The sequence below is a fragment of the Streptomyces sp. NPDC015130 genome (genome assembly GCF_043080005.1).
GTDB lineage: Bacteria > Actinomycetota > Actinomycetes > Streptomycetales > Streptomycetaceae > Streptomyces.
In genome coordinates this window covers 175753-190490 of the sequence record NZ_JBIBVC010000011.1, presented here as the reverse complement: position 1 = coordinate 190490, position 14738 = coordinate 175753, and the positions used below count along the sequence as shown (strand labels likewise).

15 protein-coding genes are annotated in these 14738 nt (G+C 73.7%); 5 read left to right on the top strand and 10 right to left on the bottom strand.

Features of this window, described 5'->3' with window-relative positions; translation table 11 throughout:
- Window positions 1-24: 24 nt before the first annotated feature.
- On the bottom strand, window positions 25-906 hold the full coding sequence (locus tag ACF08F_RS23795) for a peptidase inhibitor family I36 protein (RefSeq protein ID WP_392300543.1): 882 nt from the start codon (window positions 904-906) through the stop codon (window positions 25-27).
- Between the two features lie 59 nt (window positions 907-965).
- Here ACF08F_RS23795 and ACF08F_RS23790 point away from each other — a divergent pair, with 59 nt between their 5' ends.
- Complete coding sequence (locus ACF08F_RS23790) at window positions 966-2528, top strand: MFS transporter (protein ID WP_392300542.1); 1563 nt, start codon at window positions 966-968, stop codon at window positions 2526-2528.
- A 36-nt stretch (window positions 2529-2564) separates the two neighbouring features.
- Here the strand turns inward: ACF08F_RS23790 and ACF08F_RS23785 are convergent, their stop codons facing one another.
- Window positions 2565-2753, bottom strand: a complete 189-nt coding sequence (locus tag ACF08F_RS23785) for a DUF397 domain-containing protein (protein ID WP_392300541.1) — start codon at window positions 2751-2753, stop codon at window positions 2565-2567.
- Window positions 2750-3616 carry a helix-turn-helix domain-containing protein gene (locus ACF08F_RS23780; RefSeq protein WP_392300540.1) on the bottom strand — a complete coding sequence of 289 codons (867 nt, stop codon included), beginning with the start codon at window positions 3614-3616 and terminating at the stop codon, window positions 2750-2752. Before ACF08F_RS23780 ends, ACF08F_RS23785 begins: the two co-directional genes overlap by 4 nt.
- A 103-nt stretch (window positions 3617-3719) precedes the next feature.
- Here ACF08F_RS23780 and ACF08F_RS23775 point away from each other — a divergent pair, with 103 nt between their 5' ends.
- Window positions 3720-4208 (top strand): ATP-binding protein, encoded by a 489-nt coding sequence (locus ACF08F_RS23775; RefSeq protein ID WP_392300539.1) that lies wholly within the window; start codon window positions 3720-3722, stop codon window positions 4206-4208.
- Between the two features lie 57 nt (window positions 4209-4265).
- On the opposite strand, the gene ACF08F_RS23770 is transcribed toward ACF08F_RS23775, so the two are convergent.
- Genes ACF08F_RS23770 through ACF08F_RS23760 form a run of 3 tightly spaced genes read right to left on the bottom strand, consistent with a single transcriptional unit; the run spans window position 4266 to window position 6914 of the window.
- Window positions 4266-5078, bottom strand: coding sequence for a MerR family transcriptional regulator (locus tag ACF08F_RS23770; RefSeq protein ID WP_392300538.1), 813 nt, complete (start codon window positions 5076-5078; stop codon window positions 4266-4268).
- Entirely contained in the window at window positions 5071-5607 is a 537-nt protein-coding gene (locus ACF08F_RS23765) for a VOC family protein (RefSeq protein ID WP_392300537.1), read from the bottom strand. The genes ACF08F_RS23770 and ACF08F_RS23765 overlap by 8 nt, the downstream gene beginning before the upstream one ends.
- A 17-nt stretch (window positions 5608-5624) precedes the next feature.
- The gene (locus tag ACF08F_RS23760) at window positions 5625-6914 is read right to left on the bottom strand and encodes an MFS transporter (protein WP_392300536.1); all 1290 of its coding nucleotides are present in this window, start codon (window positions 6912-6914) and stop codon (window positions 5625-5627) included.
- Window positions 6915-6998: 84 nt separating this feature from the next.
- Here ACF08F_RS23760 and ACF08F_RS23755 point away from each other — a divergent pair, with 84 nt between their 5' ends.
- On the top strand, window positions 6999-7877 hold the full coding sequence (locus ACF08F_RS23755) for a DUF5937 family protein (protein WP_392300535.1): 879 nt from the start codon (window positions 6999-7001) through the stop codon (window positions 7875-7877).
- On the opposite strand, the gene ACF08F_RS23750 is transcribed toward ACF08F_RS23755, so the two are convergent.
- The 4 genes from ACF08F_RS23750 to ACF08F_RS23735 form a co-directional block, all read right to left on the bottom strand.
- On the bottom strand, window positions 7865-8257 hold the full coding sequence (locus tag ACF08F_RS23750) for a VOC family protein (RefSeq protein ID WP_392300534.1): 393 nt from the start codon (window positions 8255-8257) through the stop codon (window positions 7865-7867). The two genes, ACF08F_RS23755 and ACF08F_RS23750, sit on opposite strands and share 13 nt — an antisense overlap.
- Before the next feature lie 272 nt (window positions 8258-8529).
- Window positions 8530-9444 carry a cellulose-binding protein gene (locus ACF08F_RS23745; RefSeq protein WP_392300533.1) on the bottom strand — a complete coding sequence of 305 codons (915 nt, stop codon included), beginning with the start codon at window positions 9442-9444 and terminating at the stop codon, window positions 8530-8532.
- A gap of 142 nt (window positions 9445-9586) precedes the next feature.
- Window positions 9587-12457 (bottom strand): SUKH-4 family immunity protein, encoded by a 2871-nt coding sequence (locus ACF08F_RS23740; protein ID WP_392300532.1) that lies wholly within the window; start codon window positions 12455-12457, stop codon window positions 9587-9589.
- Window positions 12458-12464: 7 nt separating this feature from the next.
- The gene (locus tag ACF08F_RS23735) at window positions 12465-13463 is read right to left on the bottom strand and encodes an SMI1/KNR4 family protein (RefSeq protein WP_392300531.1); all 999 of its coding nucleotides are present in this window, start codon (window positions 13461-13463) and stop codon (window positions 12465-12467) included.
- Between the two features lie 250 nt (window positions 13464-13713).
- Between ACF08F_RS23735 and ACF08F_RS23730 the strand changes: the two genes are divergently transcribed.
- A complete protein-coding gene (locus tag ACF08F_RS23730) occupies window positions 13714-14226 on the top strand; it encodes a YwqJ-related putative deaminase (protein ID WP_392300530.1) in 513 nt (170 codons plus the stop codon).
- Window positions 14227-14236: 10 nt separating this feature from the next.
- Window positions 14237-14728, top strand: coding sequence for an SUKH-3 domain-containing protein (locus ACF08F_RS23725; protein WP_392300529.1), 492 nt, complete (start codon window positions 14237-14239; stop codon window positions 14726-14728).
- The last annotated feature ends 10 nt before the right edge of the window (window positions 14729-14738 follow it).

Genomic DNA, 14738 nt, shown 5'->3' with positions numbered 1-14738 from the left:
GGAAGGCTGCGACGGGAGAACGGCTCAGAAGGCGCCGTTCAGGTCCCACCAGTCGCCGCCGCCCAGCCAGTCGCTCGCTCCGAGGCGGCCGGTGCCGTTGCCCTCGTAGCGGTACAGCATCCGGGACTCGATCTGCGTGGCGATGAGGTCGGCCTTGCCGTCGCCCGACCAGTCACCGTTGCCGATGAGCATGGTCATGCCGTTCCAGCCGCCGCCGACCAGGACCCGCGAGCCGAGCTTGCCCGGGTAGAGCCAGAGCTTGCCGGTCGACGCCTCACGGGCGTACAGGTCGGCCCGGCCGTCGCCGTTCATGTCGCCGACGCCGACCAGGGCGTTCATCCCGTTCCAGCCGCCGGAGCCGACGAGCTTGCCGTTGCCGTCACCGTCCAGGAACCAGAGCTGTCCGACCAGGTCGCGGACGAGGACGTCCGCCTGTCGGTCGCCGTTCATGTCACCGAATCCGGCGGCGGTGGGCGAGGTCTCCGAGAGCCAGTGCGGGTACGCGGTGCCGTCGCACTCCCGGATCGTGGGGACGATCTTCACCGAGCTGACGGAACGGCTCGCGATGCTGGTGGTGAGGCCGTCGTTCTCGTACCGCCCGGCGCCGTCCTCGAAGTTCGGCTCGTCGAAGGTGCAGGCGAACCCCGGCGTGCGGTTGATGATCAAGCGGAACTTGTTGTCCCAGGTGCCCAGCGTCGCCTTGCTCGTCTGCGTCTTGAACATCGGGCCCGTGGAGCCCGTGTCCCCCCAGGCGCAGAAGTAGCCCGTGGGGCAGTCGCTGACCGCGGCCTTTCGACGCGCGCCGCAGGCAGGAACGTACCCGCCTCCGCCTCGCCGCTGCCACGAGGTTCCCGAGCGGGGTTCGACCCGCGCCCTGCACCCTGCACCCCAGGGGGTTCCTACCACCCGGGTCCGGGTGAGACCCTGTCGCGAACATTTAGGTGTACGAAGAAAGGAACCGTGCGGTGACCGAGTCCTCCACGACACCGGCGGGCACCCCCGCCGGCAAGGCCGGGCCCACCGCCCCCGCCCCCGCCTCACCGGCGGCCGCCCGACGCGGCCCGGTCGTGGCCGCGCTCATGCTCTGCATGGGGCTCGCCGCCATCGACGGCACGATCGTCTCGACCGCCGTCCCCCAGATCGTCGGCGACCTCGGCGGACTCGCCGTCTTCTCCTGGCTGTTCTCCGGCTACCTCCTCGCGGTCACCGTGACCCTGCCGGTGTACGGGAAGCTCAGCGACACCTTCGGCCGCAAGCCCGTCCTCATCGCCGGAATCGTCATCTTCGTCATCGGCTCCGTGCTCTGCGCCGCCGCCTGGAGCATGGCCTCCCTGATCGCCTTCCGCATCGTCCAGGGCCTCGGCGGCGGCGCGCTCCAGGGCACGGTCCAGACGATCGCCGCCGACCTGTACCCGCTGAAGGAACGCCCCAGGATCCAGGCGCGGCTCTCCTCCGTCTGGGCCGCGTCCTCCGTCGCCGGACCGGCCGTCGGCGGACTGCTCGCCGGATACGCGGACTGGCGCTGGATCTTCCTCGTCAACCTGCCGATCGGTCTCCTCGCCCTCTGGCTGGTCACCCGCCACCTCGTCGAACCGCAGCGCACCGCACCCCGCGAGAAGCCCCGCATCGACTGGGCCGGCGCGCTCGCCGTCTTCGCCACCGGCGCCCTGCTCATCACGGCGCTCGTCCAGGGCGGCGTCGCCTGGCCCTGGCTCTCGGCCCCGTCCCTCGGCCTCCTGGGCGGGGCGGTCGTCCTCGGCGCCCTGACCGTTGTCATCGAGCGCCGCGCGGCCGAGCCGATCATCCCCGGCTGGGTCTGGCGCCGCCGCACGATCGCCGCCGTCAACCTGTCGCTCGGCGCCCTCGGCCTCCTGATGGTCGCCCCGACGGTCTTCCTCCCGACGTACGCGCAGTCCGTCCTGGGCCTCGGCCCGATAGCCGCCGGCTTCGTCCTCTCCACCTGGACGCTGAGCTGGCCCATCACGGCCGCGCTCTCCAACCGCGTCTACACCCGCATCGGCTTCCGCCTCACCGCCGTCCTCGGCATCTCGGGCGCCCTGCTCCTGCTGCTCGCCTTCCCGTTCCTGCCGTTCCCGGGCGAACCCTGGCAGCCCGCGCTCGTGATGCTGCTGCTCGGCGGCGCGCTCGGCCTCTTCCAGCTGCCCCTGATCGTCGGGGTCCAGTCGACCGTCCCGTACGAGGAGCGGGGCACGACGACGGCCTCGGTCCTCTTCTGCCGCCAGGTCGGCCAGAGCGTCGGAGCGGCCCTGTTCGGCGCGATCGCGAACGGCGTCCTCGCGGCCCGCCTGGGCGGCGGCGCCGACCTGGACACCCTGGCCCGCGCCCTGGACGAGCCCGCGTCCCTCACCGCCGAGACCATGGACCACCTGCGCCAGGCGGTCGACGCGGCGGTCGACTGGGTCTACCTGGGCGCGGCGGTGGCGGCGGCCCTCGCCCTCCTGGCCCTCCTCACCCTCGCGCCCCGCCGCTTCCCGGTACTGAAGGAGGCGGCGGGGGACGAGGACTGAGCACGTGGTGCGTCCCGCGTACAAGCGGGGGTTGTACTACTCCGCCGCGGCGAGCCCGACGAACCCGGCCCAGGCGTCACGCGACACGGTGAGGGCGGGCCGGGCGACGTCCTTGGAGTCACGGATGTGGACGGCTCCCGCGCAGGGGGCGACCTCGATGCACTGGCCGCCCTCGGTTCCGCTGTAGCTGCTCTTGAACCAGGCGAGGGGCTCAGCGTTGTTCATAGCTCTCCCAGCAACTTCTCGATGAACGCCAGCGACTCTCGCGGGGTGAGAGCCTGTGACCGGATGATCCCATAGCGGGCTGAGGCAAGAACCGTCTGCTCAGGGTCGGTTGCCATGGAGCTGGTGTTCTGCGCTTCTACGTACAGGAACTTCTTGCCGTCCTTGCGCGTGACGACGGTGAACGGGCCGTTCACGCCCGCGTTGTCCTCACAGTCGGTCGGCATGACCTGAAGCTCGACGTTCCGACGCTGACCGACGAGAAGCAGGTGCTCCAGCTGCCCGCGCAGGACCGGCTTCCCCCCGTATCGGTGCCGTAGCACTGACTCGTCCATGACGAAGCTCAACAAGGGAGCGGGGCGCCGGTCGAAGATGTCTTGCCGCGCCAGCCGGGCCGTCACGCGCTGCTCGATCGTCTCCTGGTCCAGCGGCGGACGCCGCATGGCCAGGAGGGCCCTCATGTACTCCTCGGTCTGAAGAAGCCCGTTGACCACCATCGTGTCGTACATCAACAGCTCTATGGCCTGCTTCTCCAGCTGTGCCATCCCTTGGAAGAACGCCGGATACTGCGCCTTCTCCAGCTGCTCCTTCCACACCGCGAGCAGTCCGCCCGCGTCGAGGACCTCGTCCGACCTGTCGATCGCACGCGGCGGCGGGATCCTCCGGCCCTGCTCGAAGGAGGCGATGGAGGAGGCCGAGTAGCCCAGCCGCCTGCCGAGCTCCTCCCGCTCCATCCCCGCCCGCACGCGCAGCGTCTTCAGGCTCTGCCCGAAGGCCGCCACGACGCCCTGCCCGGACTTGTCCGCCGCCTGGCCCGCATCCGCCGGCCCGGGCTCCGGGGCCGTCCCCGCCTGCTCTTCCGTCATCGCGCCCTGCCCCTCGTACCGGCACCGACACCGCACGTACAAGGCCGTCGCGTCGGTGCGTCACCACTGGTCACGCTACGCCACCAAGAGGACCTTGGTGAGCATGACGAGCAACAACCCCGGCCCCACCGGCATCACCCAACTCAAGTGCTTCACACCTCACTTGGTCAGCAAGGTCTTCGCCCTCCGGTTCACCTCGACCGCGCGGGGTGCCCGGCTCGCGCGCCGGCTCGCCGCCGTCCGGCTGGACGAGTGGGGCGTTCCGTTCGGGAGCGCGGCGCACGAGACGGTCGTCCTGGTCGCCGCCGAGCTGGCGACGAACGCCGTGCGGCACGGACACGTGCCGGGACGGGACTTCCAGCTGGTCCTCCGGGTCACGGACGTGCCGCGGCCCGTCGCGCGGATCGAGGTGTCCGACACCCGCACCGAGCGCGTACCGCCCCGGCCCGGACAGCTCCCCGGCCCCGGTCCGGACCTCGCGGACGGGGGCCGGGGGCTGCTGCTCGTCGACGGGCTCGCCGAGCGCTGGGGCTGGCACCCGAGGGCAGGGGCACCGGGGAAGACGGTGTGGGCGGAGTGCGCCCTCGCCTGAGGGTCCTCCCTTGAGGGGTCCTGCCTTGAGAGGTCCTGCCTTGAGAGGTCCTCCCTCTTACTGCCAGGTCGCCGTGTCGGGGTCGATGCCATGGGCACGCGCGTCGGCGTCGACGAGGCGACGGAACCACGTGGCGAGGCCGGGGCGGATGCCGTCGTAGTGGGTGGCGAATCCCGGATCGGTCTCGTACATGCGGCCGAGGCAGACCTGCATCTGCCGCGTGAGGGGAAAGTACGAGGCGAAGACCTCGCGGTGCCGCGCGACGAGTCGGCTCGCCTCCGGGCTGCCAGGTGCGACACCGGCGTCCATCGCGTCCCCGAGGGCGCGGTCCAGGCCGGCCGTGGCGTCGGCGACGACCTGCCACTCCTCCGGGCCGCGAGACGCCGCGCGCTCGGCGTACTGCCGCCATTGCGTCGTGTCTCCGTAGCGCTGACGGGCCTCGGCGGGCCCGTCCGGGTTCCACTGGGAGCCGAAGATCGCGGCCTGCTGCTCGACGGTCAGCAGCATGCCGCGCTCGTGGGCGTCGACCATCCGGTCCAGGCCGGCGCCGAGCTGCTGGAGACGGTCGATCCGCTCGGCGACCTGGGCGCGCTGCGCCCGCAGCGCGCCGGGCACGTCGGTGCTCGCGTCGTCCAGGACGGCCCGGATCTTGTCCAGGCCGAGGCCGAGCTCCCGGTAGACGACGATGCGGTGCAGGCGTTCGATGTCACCGGCGGTGTAGAGCCGGTAGCCGGCCGCGCTGCGCAGCGAGGGTCGCGCCAGACCGGTCTCGTCCCAGTGGTGCAGCGCGCGGACCGTCACGCCGAGGCGCGACGAGACCTGCCCGACGGTCAGTCCATCGGTGTCAGTGGGGTCAGTGGCGTCAGGCATGCTCCTCATTGTCTCCGTGGCCGGCGGCCGGTGGGGTGATCCCGATGGCCGCGAGGTTCCGCGCCTCCTGGCTCGCCGGGTCGAAGGGCTTCGCCGCGGTGAGGACGATCCGTGCGTTCTCGGGGGTGATCACCTCCACGTCGCGGGTGTTCCAGGGGGTGTCCCGTGGTCCGTCGACCGCGTCCGGGCGCAGCGCACGACAGGACTCGACGAGGGAGTCGACCTGGCCCAGTACGCACGCGAAACTGAAGCTCGTCGCCGGTGCCTGCTCCGGGACGCTCGCCGCCTGGACGAGGAGTACGTCCTGGAACGCCCACCGGCGCAGGTGGACCAGTGTGCCGGGGATGCCGAACAGCTCGAAGAAGCCGAGCCCACGGGTCCAGAAGTCCACCGACGCCGCCAGATCGGTCGTGGGGATCGTCACGAACGCGGGCATGCCGTAGATGCCGCGGAACAGCTCCGGCGGAGCCGCGTCCGGGCCGGGAGAGGGCACGGGACTCATCTCGAACGCGTGGTAGTAGTCGCTCATGGGCCCACCTTCCGGCCTCACGCAACGTGAGGGTCAAGCCGGTTCCGTCGCCCCCGCACCACCAGCAGCAGCGGCACCACCGCGAGCAGTTCGCCCAGCGCCCCGGCCCACAGCGCCGTCCGGACCCCCGCGTATTGGCCGAGGAGGCCGCCGGCGAGCGCGCCCAGCGGCATGCAGCCCCACACCACGAAGCGGAAGGTCGCCGTGACGCGGCCGAGGAGCAGGGCCGGGGTCCGGCGCTGGCGGAGGGCCACCGAGCTGATCCGGAAGGTCATGAAGGCGACCCAGCCGAGGCCCTGGAGCACGCAGGCCACCGCGTACCGCCAGTCGGCGTGGAGGAACGGCAGCGCGAGCAGCCACAGGACCCCGCTGACCGCGACGGAGACGCACATCGCGCGCCCTTCGCCGAGGCGGGCGGCGACGCGGGTCGTGAGCAGGCTGCCGAGGAAGCCGCCGAGCGCCTCCGCCGTGAAGACGAGTCCGCACAGGAACGGTGACAGCCCCAACTCCCCCGCGAGCAGCACGAGAAGCATCGAGGTGCCGATCGTGCCGCAGAGGTTGGAGATGGCGGCGGTGAGGGTGAGCGCCCGCAGCAGCCGGTCGCGGAACACGAACCGCAGTCCCTCGGCGATCTCGTCCCGCAGCCGGGCCTCGGGGCGGCGCGCGGGCTTGGGGTCGGGGCGGCGGATCCGGGAGAGGAACAGCGCGGAGGCGAGGAAGCTGAGGGCGTCGACGGCGAGCGCCACCGGGGCCGTCACCGCCGCGATCAGCGCGCCGGCCGCGCCGGGGCCGCCCGCCGCCGTGACCGTACGGGACGCTTCGAGGGCCACGTTCGCCTCCACGAGCCGGTCCTCGTCGACGAGCCGGGGCAGGTGGCTCTGGTACGCGATGTCGAAGAAGGCCGTCAGGACGGACAGCCCGAACCCGACCGCGTAGAGCTGGGCCAGCGTCAGGGCGTCCAGCCAGGCGGCGAGGGGCAGGGTGGCGAGCAGCGCCGCCCGGCCGAGATCGCCCACGATCATGACCCGGCGGCTGCGCATCCGGTCGACCCAGGCCCCGGCGGGCAGTCCGAGGAGCAGGAAGCCCAGGTACTCGCACATCACGAGCAGCCCCGCCTCGAAGGGCGAGGCTCCGAGCGGTCCGATCGCCACGAGGGGCAGGGCGAGGACGGTGACGGCCGTACCGGCCTGGCTCACGGTGTCGCCGATCCACAGCCGCCGGAAGTCCGCGAGACGGACGAGGCGGGGGCGGGGAGGGGCGTCGGGCGTGTTCGGGGTGGCCGTGGTGGCCAGAGGGGTGGTGGTCATGTCGGGGAACACCATCAGCCGCCGTGGGGACCGGCCATTGTTTTAGTCTGGGCGAAAAGCTCGTGGGCTCACGGAGGGGCTCCGGTGGGGGAGATACGGTTCGGGGTCGACGACCTGGCACAGCTCAGGTTCGCGGTGTCGCCCCTCTGGGAGACGGTCGCCGCACTGCGCGCGACCGCCGACCCCGGGCGTCACGCCCTCCATCTCCCCTGGATCAAGCAGGCGTTGACGATCGGCGGGGAGCGTACGGCGCTGCTCCCGCACCTCCCGGAGCTCGAAGGCCTCGTCCCTCCCCCGCGCTGCCCGCTCTCCGGGATCGAGGAGGAGCTCGCCGCCTTCGCCGGACCGGCGGAGCTGGCGCGGGCGCTGCTCTCCTGGTGGCGGGCGGGGCTGGAGCCGTACTGGCCCCGCGTCAGGGCCGTACTGGAGGCGGACCTGGCCTACCGCACGCGGCAGCTCGCCGAGGACGGCTTCCAGGAGGTCTTCGCCCGCCTCCACCCGGGCCTGCGGTGGGTGGAGGGCCGGCTCACCTCGGACGACCGGATCACCTCGGCAGGCCTGTCCGCCGCGGGCCCCTCCCTCGGCGGGGGCGGGATCACGCTCGCCCCCAGCGCGTTCGCGGCCCGGTGCGTCCTGGTTCCCGGACGGGACGGCGTCCCGCCGTGCCTGGTCTATCCCGCGCGCGGCATCGGCACCCTGTGGGAGCGGCGGACGGAGTCCGGGGACGGGCTCGCCCGGCTCCTCGGGCGCAGCCGGGCGGGTCTCCTGAGCCGCACGAGCACCCCGGCCACCACCACGGGCCTCGCCCGGCAGACCGGGCTGAGCGTCGGCGCGGTGTCGCAGCACCTCGCCGTCCTGCGGGAGGCGGGCCTGGTGACCTCGCACCGGTACCGGCGCGAGGTCTACTACCGCGCGAGCGAACTCGGCCTCGCGCTGCTCGAACGGACTCCTCAGGCGTCCTGAGCCGGCTTGCGCGGGACCGTCAGGCAGAAGGGGTGGCCCGCCGGGTCCAGGACGACCCGCCACAGCTCCGGCTCGGGCTGGAAGGCGGGGACGGTCGCACCCCACTCCACGAGCCGGGCCGCCGCCTCCTCCAGGTCGTCGACGTCGAAGTCGAGGTGCAGCTGCTGCGGGACGTCCTGGCCCGGCCAGCACGGGGGCCGGTAGCCGTCGACCCGCTGGAAGCCGAGGAAGAGGCCGGACGAGCCGGGGCCCCGGGCGAGGCCCGCGAACCCGTCGTCGGAACGCTCGGCGAGGGGCAGCCCGGTGGCCCGCCGGTAGAACTCGGCGAGGGCCATGGGGTCGGCGCAGTCGAGGGTCACCGCCGTCAGTCTCATCAGCATGGGAGGGGAGCCTACGTCGAGCCGCCGGAGCCGCCGGAGCGTCGCCGCGGCCCCGGAGCGATCCGGCCCCAGGAGCCGCACGTCTTCGTCAAGTCGTCCCCTCTGTAGGCCGGTTCATGGTCCGGCGGCGAGCCCTGCCCGGGGTCCGGGGCCGGGCCCTGGCCCAGCTCCTGCTCCTGCTCCTGCTCCGGGTCCGGGTCCGGGTCCGGGTCCTAGCCCCGCTCCTGCTCCTGCCCCGAGTCCTGCTCCTGCTCCGGGTCCGGGTCCGGGTCCTAGCCCCGCTCCTGCTCCTGTCCCGAGTCCTGCTCCTGCTCCGGGTCCCGGTCCGGACCCGCCACTCGTCCCGTCAGTGCCGCGAGGGAGTTGCGGATGTGCTCCATGTGCCCGTGGATCTCGTCCCGCGCCTCGTCGTGCTCCCGCAGCACCCGCTCCGTCTCGCGCTCGACCCGCTCCCCCTTCATCCGGGCCTCCGCGAGCACCTCCTCGGCGCGCGCCTCCGCGTCCTCCTGGCCGTGCCGGGCCTGCTCCTCGGTCTCCGCGAGGGCCCGCTGCGCCTCCGCGAGCCGCTCCTGCGCGCGGGTCGCCAGCTCCTCGTGGCGCGCGTCCAGTTCGGCCGCCTCGGTCTCCGCCGTGCGCTCGGCCTCGTCCCGTACGGCCGTCTGCTCGGCCCGCTGCTCGGCGAGGAGCTCCGCCGCCCGGCGCTCGGTCTCCTCGAACGCCTCGCGCGCCGCCGACCGCCGCTCCTCCGCCTCGCGGCCCGCCTCCGTCGCCAGTCCCTCGGCCCGCTCGCGCGCGGCCGTCAGGCCCGCGCGGGCCGCCGACTCGGCCGCGGACCGGACACCCTCCGCGTACGCCCGGGCCGACTCCGCCGCCTCCCGGCCCGCCGCGTCGGCCGCCTCCGCGAGGGCCTGCGCGTCGGCCTCCGCGGCACGGACCAGCGTCTCGTCCTCCAGCTCGGCCATCGCCAGGATGTTCCGCGCACGGTCGCTCAGCGCCTCGTACCGCTGCGGCGCGAGCCCCTCGACGACCTCGCGCAGCCGCGCCGCCTCCGCCTCCATGTCCTTCGCGAGGACGGTGAGCCGCGCCGCCCGCTCCCACGCCCCGTCGCGCTCCTCGGAGAGCGCGGCGAGGAGGCGGTCGACCTGCTCGGGGCGGTACCCGCGCCCCCGTCCGACTGCGAAACTCATCCCTGACGCCCCTTCCGTCCTACGGCCCGACCCGTACAGGATGCGCCATCAGAACGGACAAAAGGCGCCCAACGTGGATACACGTCGAGCGCCTTTCGTCACATTCTGTCCGACTGGGCCTACAGATACGGTCCGCGGACGCCTACAGAAGCCCGTCCCACATCTGCTCCAGCAGGACCGACCACCAGTTCTCCGGCGACGACAGCGCCGCCGGGTCCAGCATCGCCAACTGCGCCTGGAAGTCGACCGTCCAGCGGCCCGCCTGCTCCGGGTTGAGCCCGAAGCGCAGCCGCCACATCCGGCCCAGCAGCGCCATCGAGCGCGTGAACTCCGGCAGTCCGGTGTTCACGAACTGCGGCGGCACCGACTGCCCGCCCGGACCGGCCTCCACCGGCACCGCCACGATGTGCGCGGTTCCGTACTGGACACAGATCGCCCGCCCGAAGTCGGAACCGAGCACCAGGTACGAGCTCGCGTCCGGCGCGGCCCCCACCTGCCGCTGAGCCGCCAGCTCCGCGAGCGTCGGCACCACCGGCACGGCCGGCTGCGCCCAGAAGAACGGACCGAAGTCCGCCGGCAGACCCGCCCACACCAGCGTCCGCGCCACCAGCTCCGGCACGCCCTGACGCGACACCGCGTGCTGGTCGAAGCGCAGCACACCCGGACCGAAGGCCCCGGCCAGCTCCTGCGCGATCGCCTCCGGCGGCACCGGCGGAGCCGGCTGCACCTGCGGCAGCGGCGCCCGCACCGGCGCGGGGCGCGCCGGACCGTCCGCGACCTGGTGCAACTCACCCTGATGCGTCAGAAGTTGCCGCATGCCCTGCTGCCGGCCCGCGTGATCGCGACCGTACGGGGCGATGCTCGTGATCCGCGCCTGCGGCCACGTCTCCCGGATCATCCGCGCGCAGTAACCACCCGGCAGCTCACAGGACTCCAGCTCCGTGTGCAGTTCGAGCACCTGCTGCGGCGGCACGTTCATCGCGCGCAGCTCGTGCAGGATCTGCCACTCCGGATGCGGGGTGCCCGGCGCCGAACGCCGGATGATCTGCGCCTCGGAACCGTCGGGCGCCCGGTAGCGCAGCACCGCCTGGTAGCCGGGACCGACCGTCGGCTGACCGGCGGCCTGCGGATACCCGTACGCGGGAGGCACCGGCCCGGGGCCCGGCGGCGGCGTGTGCCCGCCGTGCACCGGCGGAGGCGGAGCCGGCGGCCCCGGCGGCGGCGCCATCGACGGCCCGCCCGGACCGGGATGCGCCAGCATCGTCGCGGCGTGCGCGACACCGCCCGCGGGCGTACCGCCGGGCACACCCGGCGGCGGCGGGGGCGGCGGAGGCGCGCCGGGACCGCCCTGGTTCGGGTGCGCCAGCATCGTCGCCGCCTGGTGCACGGGCTGCGGCGGCGCCGGCGGCCCGGGAGGACCGGGAGGCCCCGGAGGAGCGGGCTGCGGCGGACCGGGGGGCTGGATGCCCTCGGGTCCGAGCTGGGACACCAGCTGCGTCGGTACGTACGCGGGGGCGCCCGTCCCACCGGGCGCGCCGGGCACGCCGGGCGGCGGAGGCGGCGTCACCGGACCGCGCCCGCCCTTCGGCGGCAGCGAGGCCTTGCTCGTCGCGGCGTCCGCGATGTCCCCCGCGCCCGGCGCCCGCGGCGCGGGCGGCGGAGGCGGCACACCGGGCCCGGCCGCCGGCGCCGGAGGCGCAGGAGGACCGGGAGGCGCGGGCTGGGCCGGAGGCGGCGCGGCCGGGTTCAGCCGCGGGGCCACCGCGGTCGGGGGCAGCGCGCTGCCCCCCTTCATCAGCGCGGTCGGCGCGTCGGCACCGACCACCGGCGGCGGGGTGTCCTCGTCGTCCGTCCCCGACAGCGGCGGCGCGAACACGGTCGCGGGCAGCGGGACGGCGCCGTCCGCACCACCGGAACTCGCGTTCGCGTCCGCCCACGGACTCACCGCGGGAGCGGACGGGGCGGCTACGGAAGGAGCCGACGGCGCCACGGGCGGAGCCGCGGGCGCGGCCTGCGCGGGAATGGCCGGAGCCGCCCCGGCCGATCCGGAGGCCACGGACTCACCCTCGTGGTCACGCCCACCGGAGCCGGACGGCGCCGAAGCCACCGAAGCCCCGGACTCGGACGCACCCCCAGGCCCGGACGCAGGCGCGAATCCGGGCCCGGACGCGGACTCAGGCCGGGACGCGGGAGCCGAAGGCGCAGCGTCGGCCGGAGACGAAGGGGCGGGCGGAGGTGCGAACCCGGGGGCAGACGCGGGCGCAGGAGCAGACCCAGGCCCGGACGCGGACGCAGCGCCAGCCCCAGACACGGACGCAAACCCGGGCCCGGACGCGGGCACGGGCGTAGACCCGGGCCCGGACGCGGACTCAGGCCGAGACGACGACGCCGAAGGCGCATCGTCGGCCGAAGACGAAGGGGCGGCCGGAGGCGCGAACCCAGGGGCAGACGCCGGCGCGGGCACGGAAGGCGCAGGCGAAGACGACGGCGACGCAGCCGAGGGCGCAGGCCCGGCCGAAGGCGCGGGCACCGAAGGTGCCGCCGCAGGCACCGCCGCAGGCGGCGGGGTGGTGTCCGAGGTGTCGTCGGACGGGGCGGAGGAACTCCCGCCCTCCTGCGAGGCGTTCGGCCCCTGCGGCGGCAGTCCGATCCGGTCCGCCGCATCCTGCAGCCACTCCGGCGGACTCAGCAGGAACGACGTCTGGTTGAGGTCGACCCGGGCCGCCTGGGGCGCCGGGGCGGGCGCCTCCTCCGGGGAGCCGTACTCCTCCTCGTACCGCCGGATCACCTCGCCGACCGGCAGGCCGGGCCACAGCGTGGCCTCGCCGCTGTCGCGGGCGATGACCAGCCGCTGCCGGCCGCCGTCCGAGACGGGACCGCCCTGGCGGTCCTCCGACCACACCACGAAGCCCAGCTCGAACTCCCGCACCCGCACCTCGCGGTGCTGGTACGCCGGCAGGTCACCGTTGATCCATTCCTCGGCGCGCTCCTGCGCCTGCGCGAACGTCACCACAGCCAGTTCACTCCCCTACCGGGACCACGGGCACGGCGCGCGCGAAGCCGCCGTCCACCATCAGGTTCGCCACCGTCTCCAGCTCCGGCGGGCTGCCGGCGAGCCGCTGCAGGAAGGCGTCGAAGTCCTCGCCGCAGGGCAGCAGCAGCCGCTCCACCCGCTCGGCCACCGTCCAGCCGGCCGCCTCGGGACCGGAGTCCCGGGCGTCGTCGTACGCGCAGAACCACACGGAACCGATCGCGTCACCCCGTACCTTCACCGCGACGAGACCGCCCTGGACGAAGGCGACGCCGAGGAAGTCCTTGGTCAGGTGGTCGCGCAGACACTTGTTGACGTAGACGAGGTCATTCGTCCCCGCCTGCTCCCGCACCGTGAAGAAGGGCTGGTCGACCAGGAGCCCGAGCTCGGCGTCGAGGGCCGTGCCCACCGGCGCGCAGCCGCCCGCCGCCTTCAGGAAGGACCGGTACGCGCCGGGCAGCCGGTACCCGAGGTCCTCCTCGACGCCCTGGAGCTGGAGCTCCGACACCGAGACGAGCGTCTTCGGCAGACCGAAGTGCGCGGGGCGGGTCTCCTGGAGCGGTCGCGTGCCGCGCTTCGTGTGGTCGACGGCCGCCGTCGCCACTCCACCGTGGTGGCGCAGCAACGCCTTCACCTCGACCGGGACGAGCTCCATGCGGCGACTGCGGGCCACGTGGTGCCAGGTCCAGCCGTGCGGGGTCGCCACCGACGGGATCGTGTCCCACAGCTCATGACCGGTCGCCGCCATCGCCGCGTTCGCCGACACGTAGTCCGTCAGGCGCAGCTCGTCGACGCCGAAGCCCTCCGGGGGGTCGGCGATCTCCGCCGCCGCGCGCGCGTACGGCGAGAAGTCCGGGTGGCCGTGCTCGTCGATCCGTACCCCTCTGGGGTGACGGGCGGCGCGGACCGGGTCCGGAAAATGCACGACCTGCCCGGCATAGGCCGCGTTCGGTGGCGCGGTGTCCTGCCCGAGCCGACCTGTCGTCATGGCGGTTGCCCCCTGCACTGGCGTCGCTGACTGCTGCTGCTACCGACTGATCTGGCACAGCCTATGCGCTGCCACAAGAGCCCGAACTGCCCCGGCCCGACGGTGACCAAGTGTCACGACGTCATGACAGTTGCACCATGGTTCCGACACACCGAGCGCGCCTTTCGGCGCCCCAGCTTCCCCATATGGCTCCCTATTTGGCAGGCTGTCCACGCAACTCGGGGGATTGCAGGAGGGGAAGACGAGCACCATGCACACAGCAACAACGCCCACACAGGGTGACCCACGCCTCAACTGGAGCAGCAGCGCCGAGGCCACGCGGGCGCCCTCACTGCTCCACCGTCGCGACGGAATCCTTCCCACCGTCGGGGCCGCCCTCTCCGTGCGCGGCGAGACGCTCACATGCACCGCGGGGCGCGGCGACCGCCCGCCCCTCCTGCACGCACTCGTCCAGGACTTCCTGGACACCCTCACGAGTGGTCAGCGGGAGCGGTTCACCGGGCGATGTCCGGAGGCGATCCTGCTCTCGCGGCACCTCACCGCCACCGAGGGCGGCCGCTCCAAGCGCGCCCAGCGGAAACCGCTCACCGCGGGCGAGGCCCGCCGGTCCCTCAAGCACGCCAAGCTCACGGCGCGGCGGATCCGGGAGGACGGCGACCCTCTGCACGGCAGCTACGTGGCGCCCTGCCGCTCCTGCACGGCGATGCTCGCCCACTTCGGGGTCCGCCCCGTCGATCCCACGAAACCTGTCGAGAACGGCTGACCGCACACCCATGCCCGACCACCTCAGCACCACGCGCTTCCCGGTCAACGTCGACGCCGTCCTCCGCGAGGCCGGCTGGCAGCCCGGCCGCTGGGACATCAAGCTCGCCGAAGAGTGGGCCGACGCGCTGCGCGCCCACGTCTCCCCCGCCGGTCACCGGCACAGTGTCTTCCCCGCGGCCGTCGAGGCCTGGGCGGAATTCGGCGGTCTGCGGATCACCGCTCCGGGGCACGGGCGGCAGATAGCTCCCACGACCGTCCGCTTCGACCCGCTGGCCGGGCTCCACCTCGCGCGGTCCCTCTCCGACCTGGGACGCGCCCTGGAGAGCGAGCTCGCGCCACTGGGGGAGGAGGGCGAGCACCAGGCCGTTCTGGCGATGGACGTCGAGGGCCGGGTCTACAGCCTGGACCACGCGGGCGACTGGTTCCTCGGCAGGGACATCGACGCGGCACTGTCGACACTGATCAACGGCGTCCAGCCGACGCGCCTCACGGCGGGCTAGGGCGCCGCCC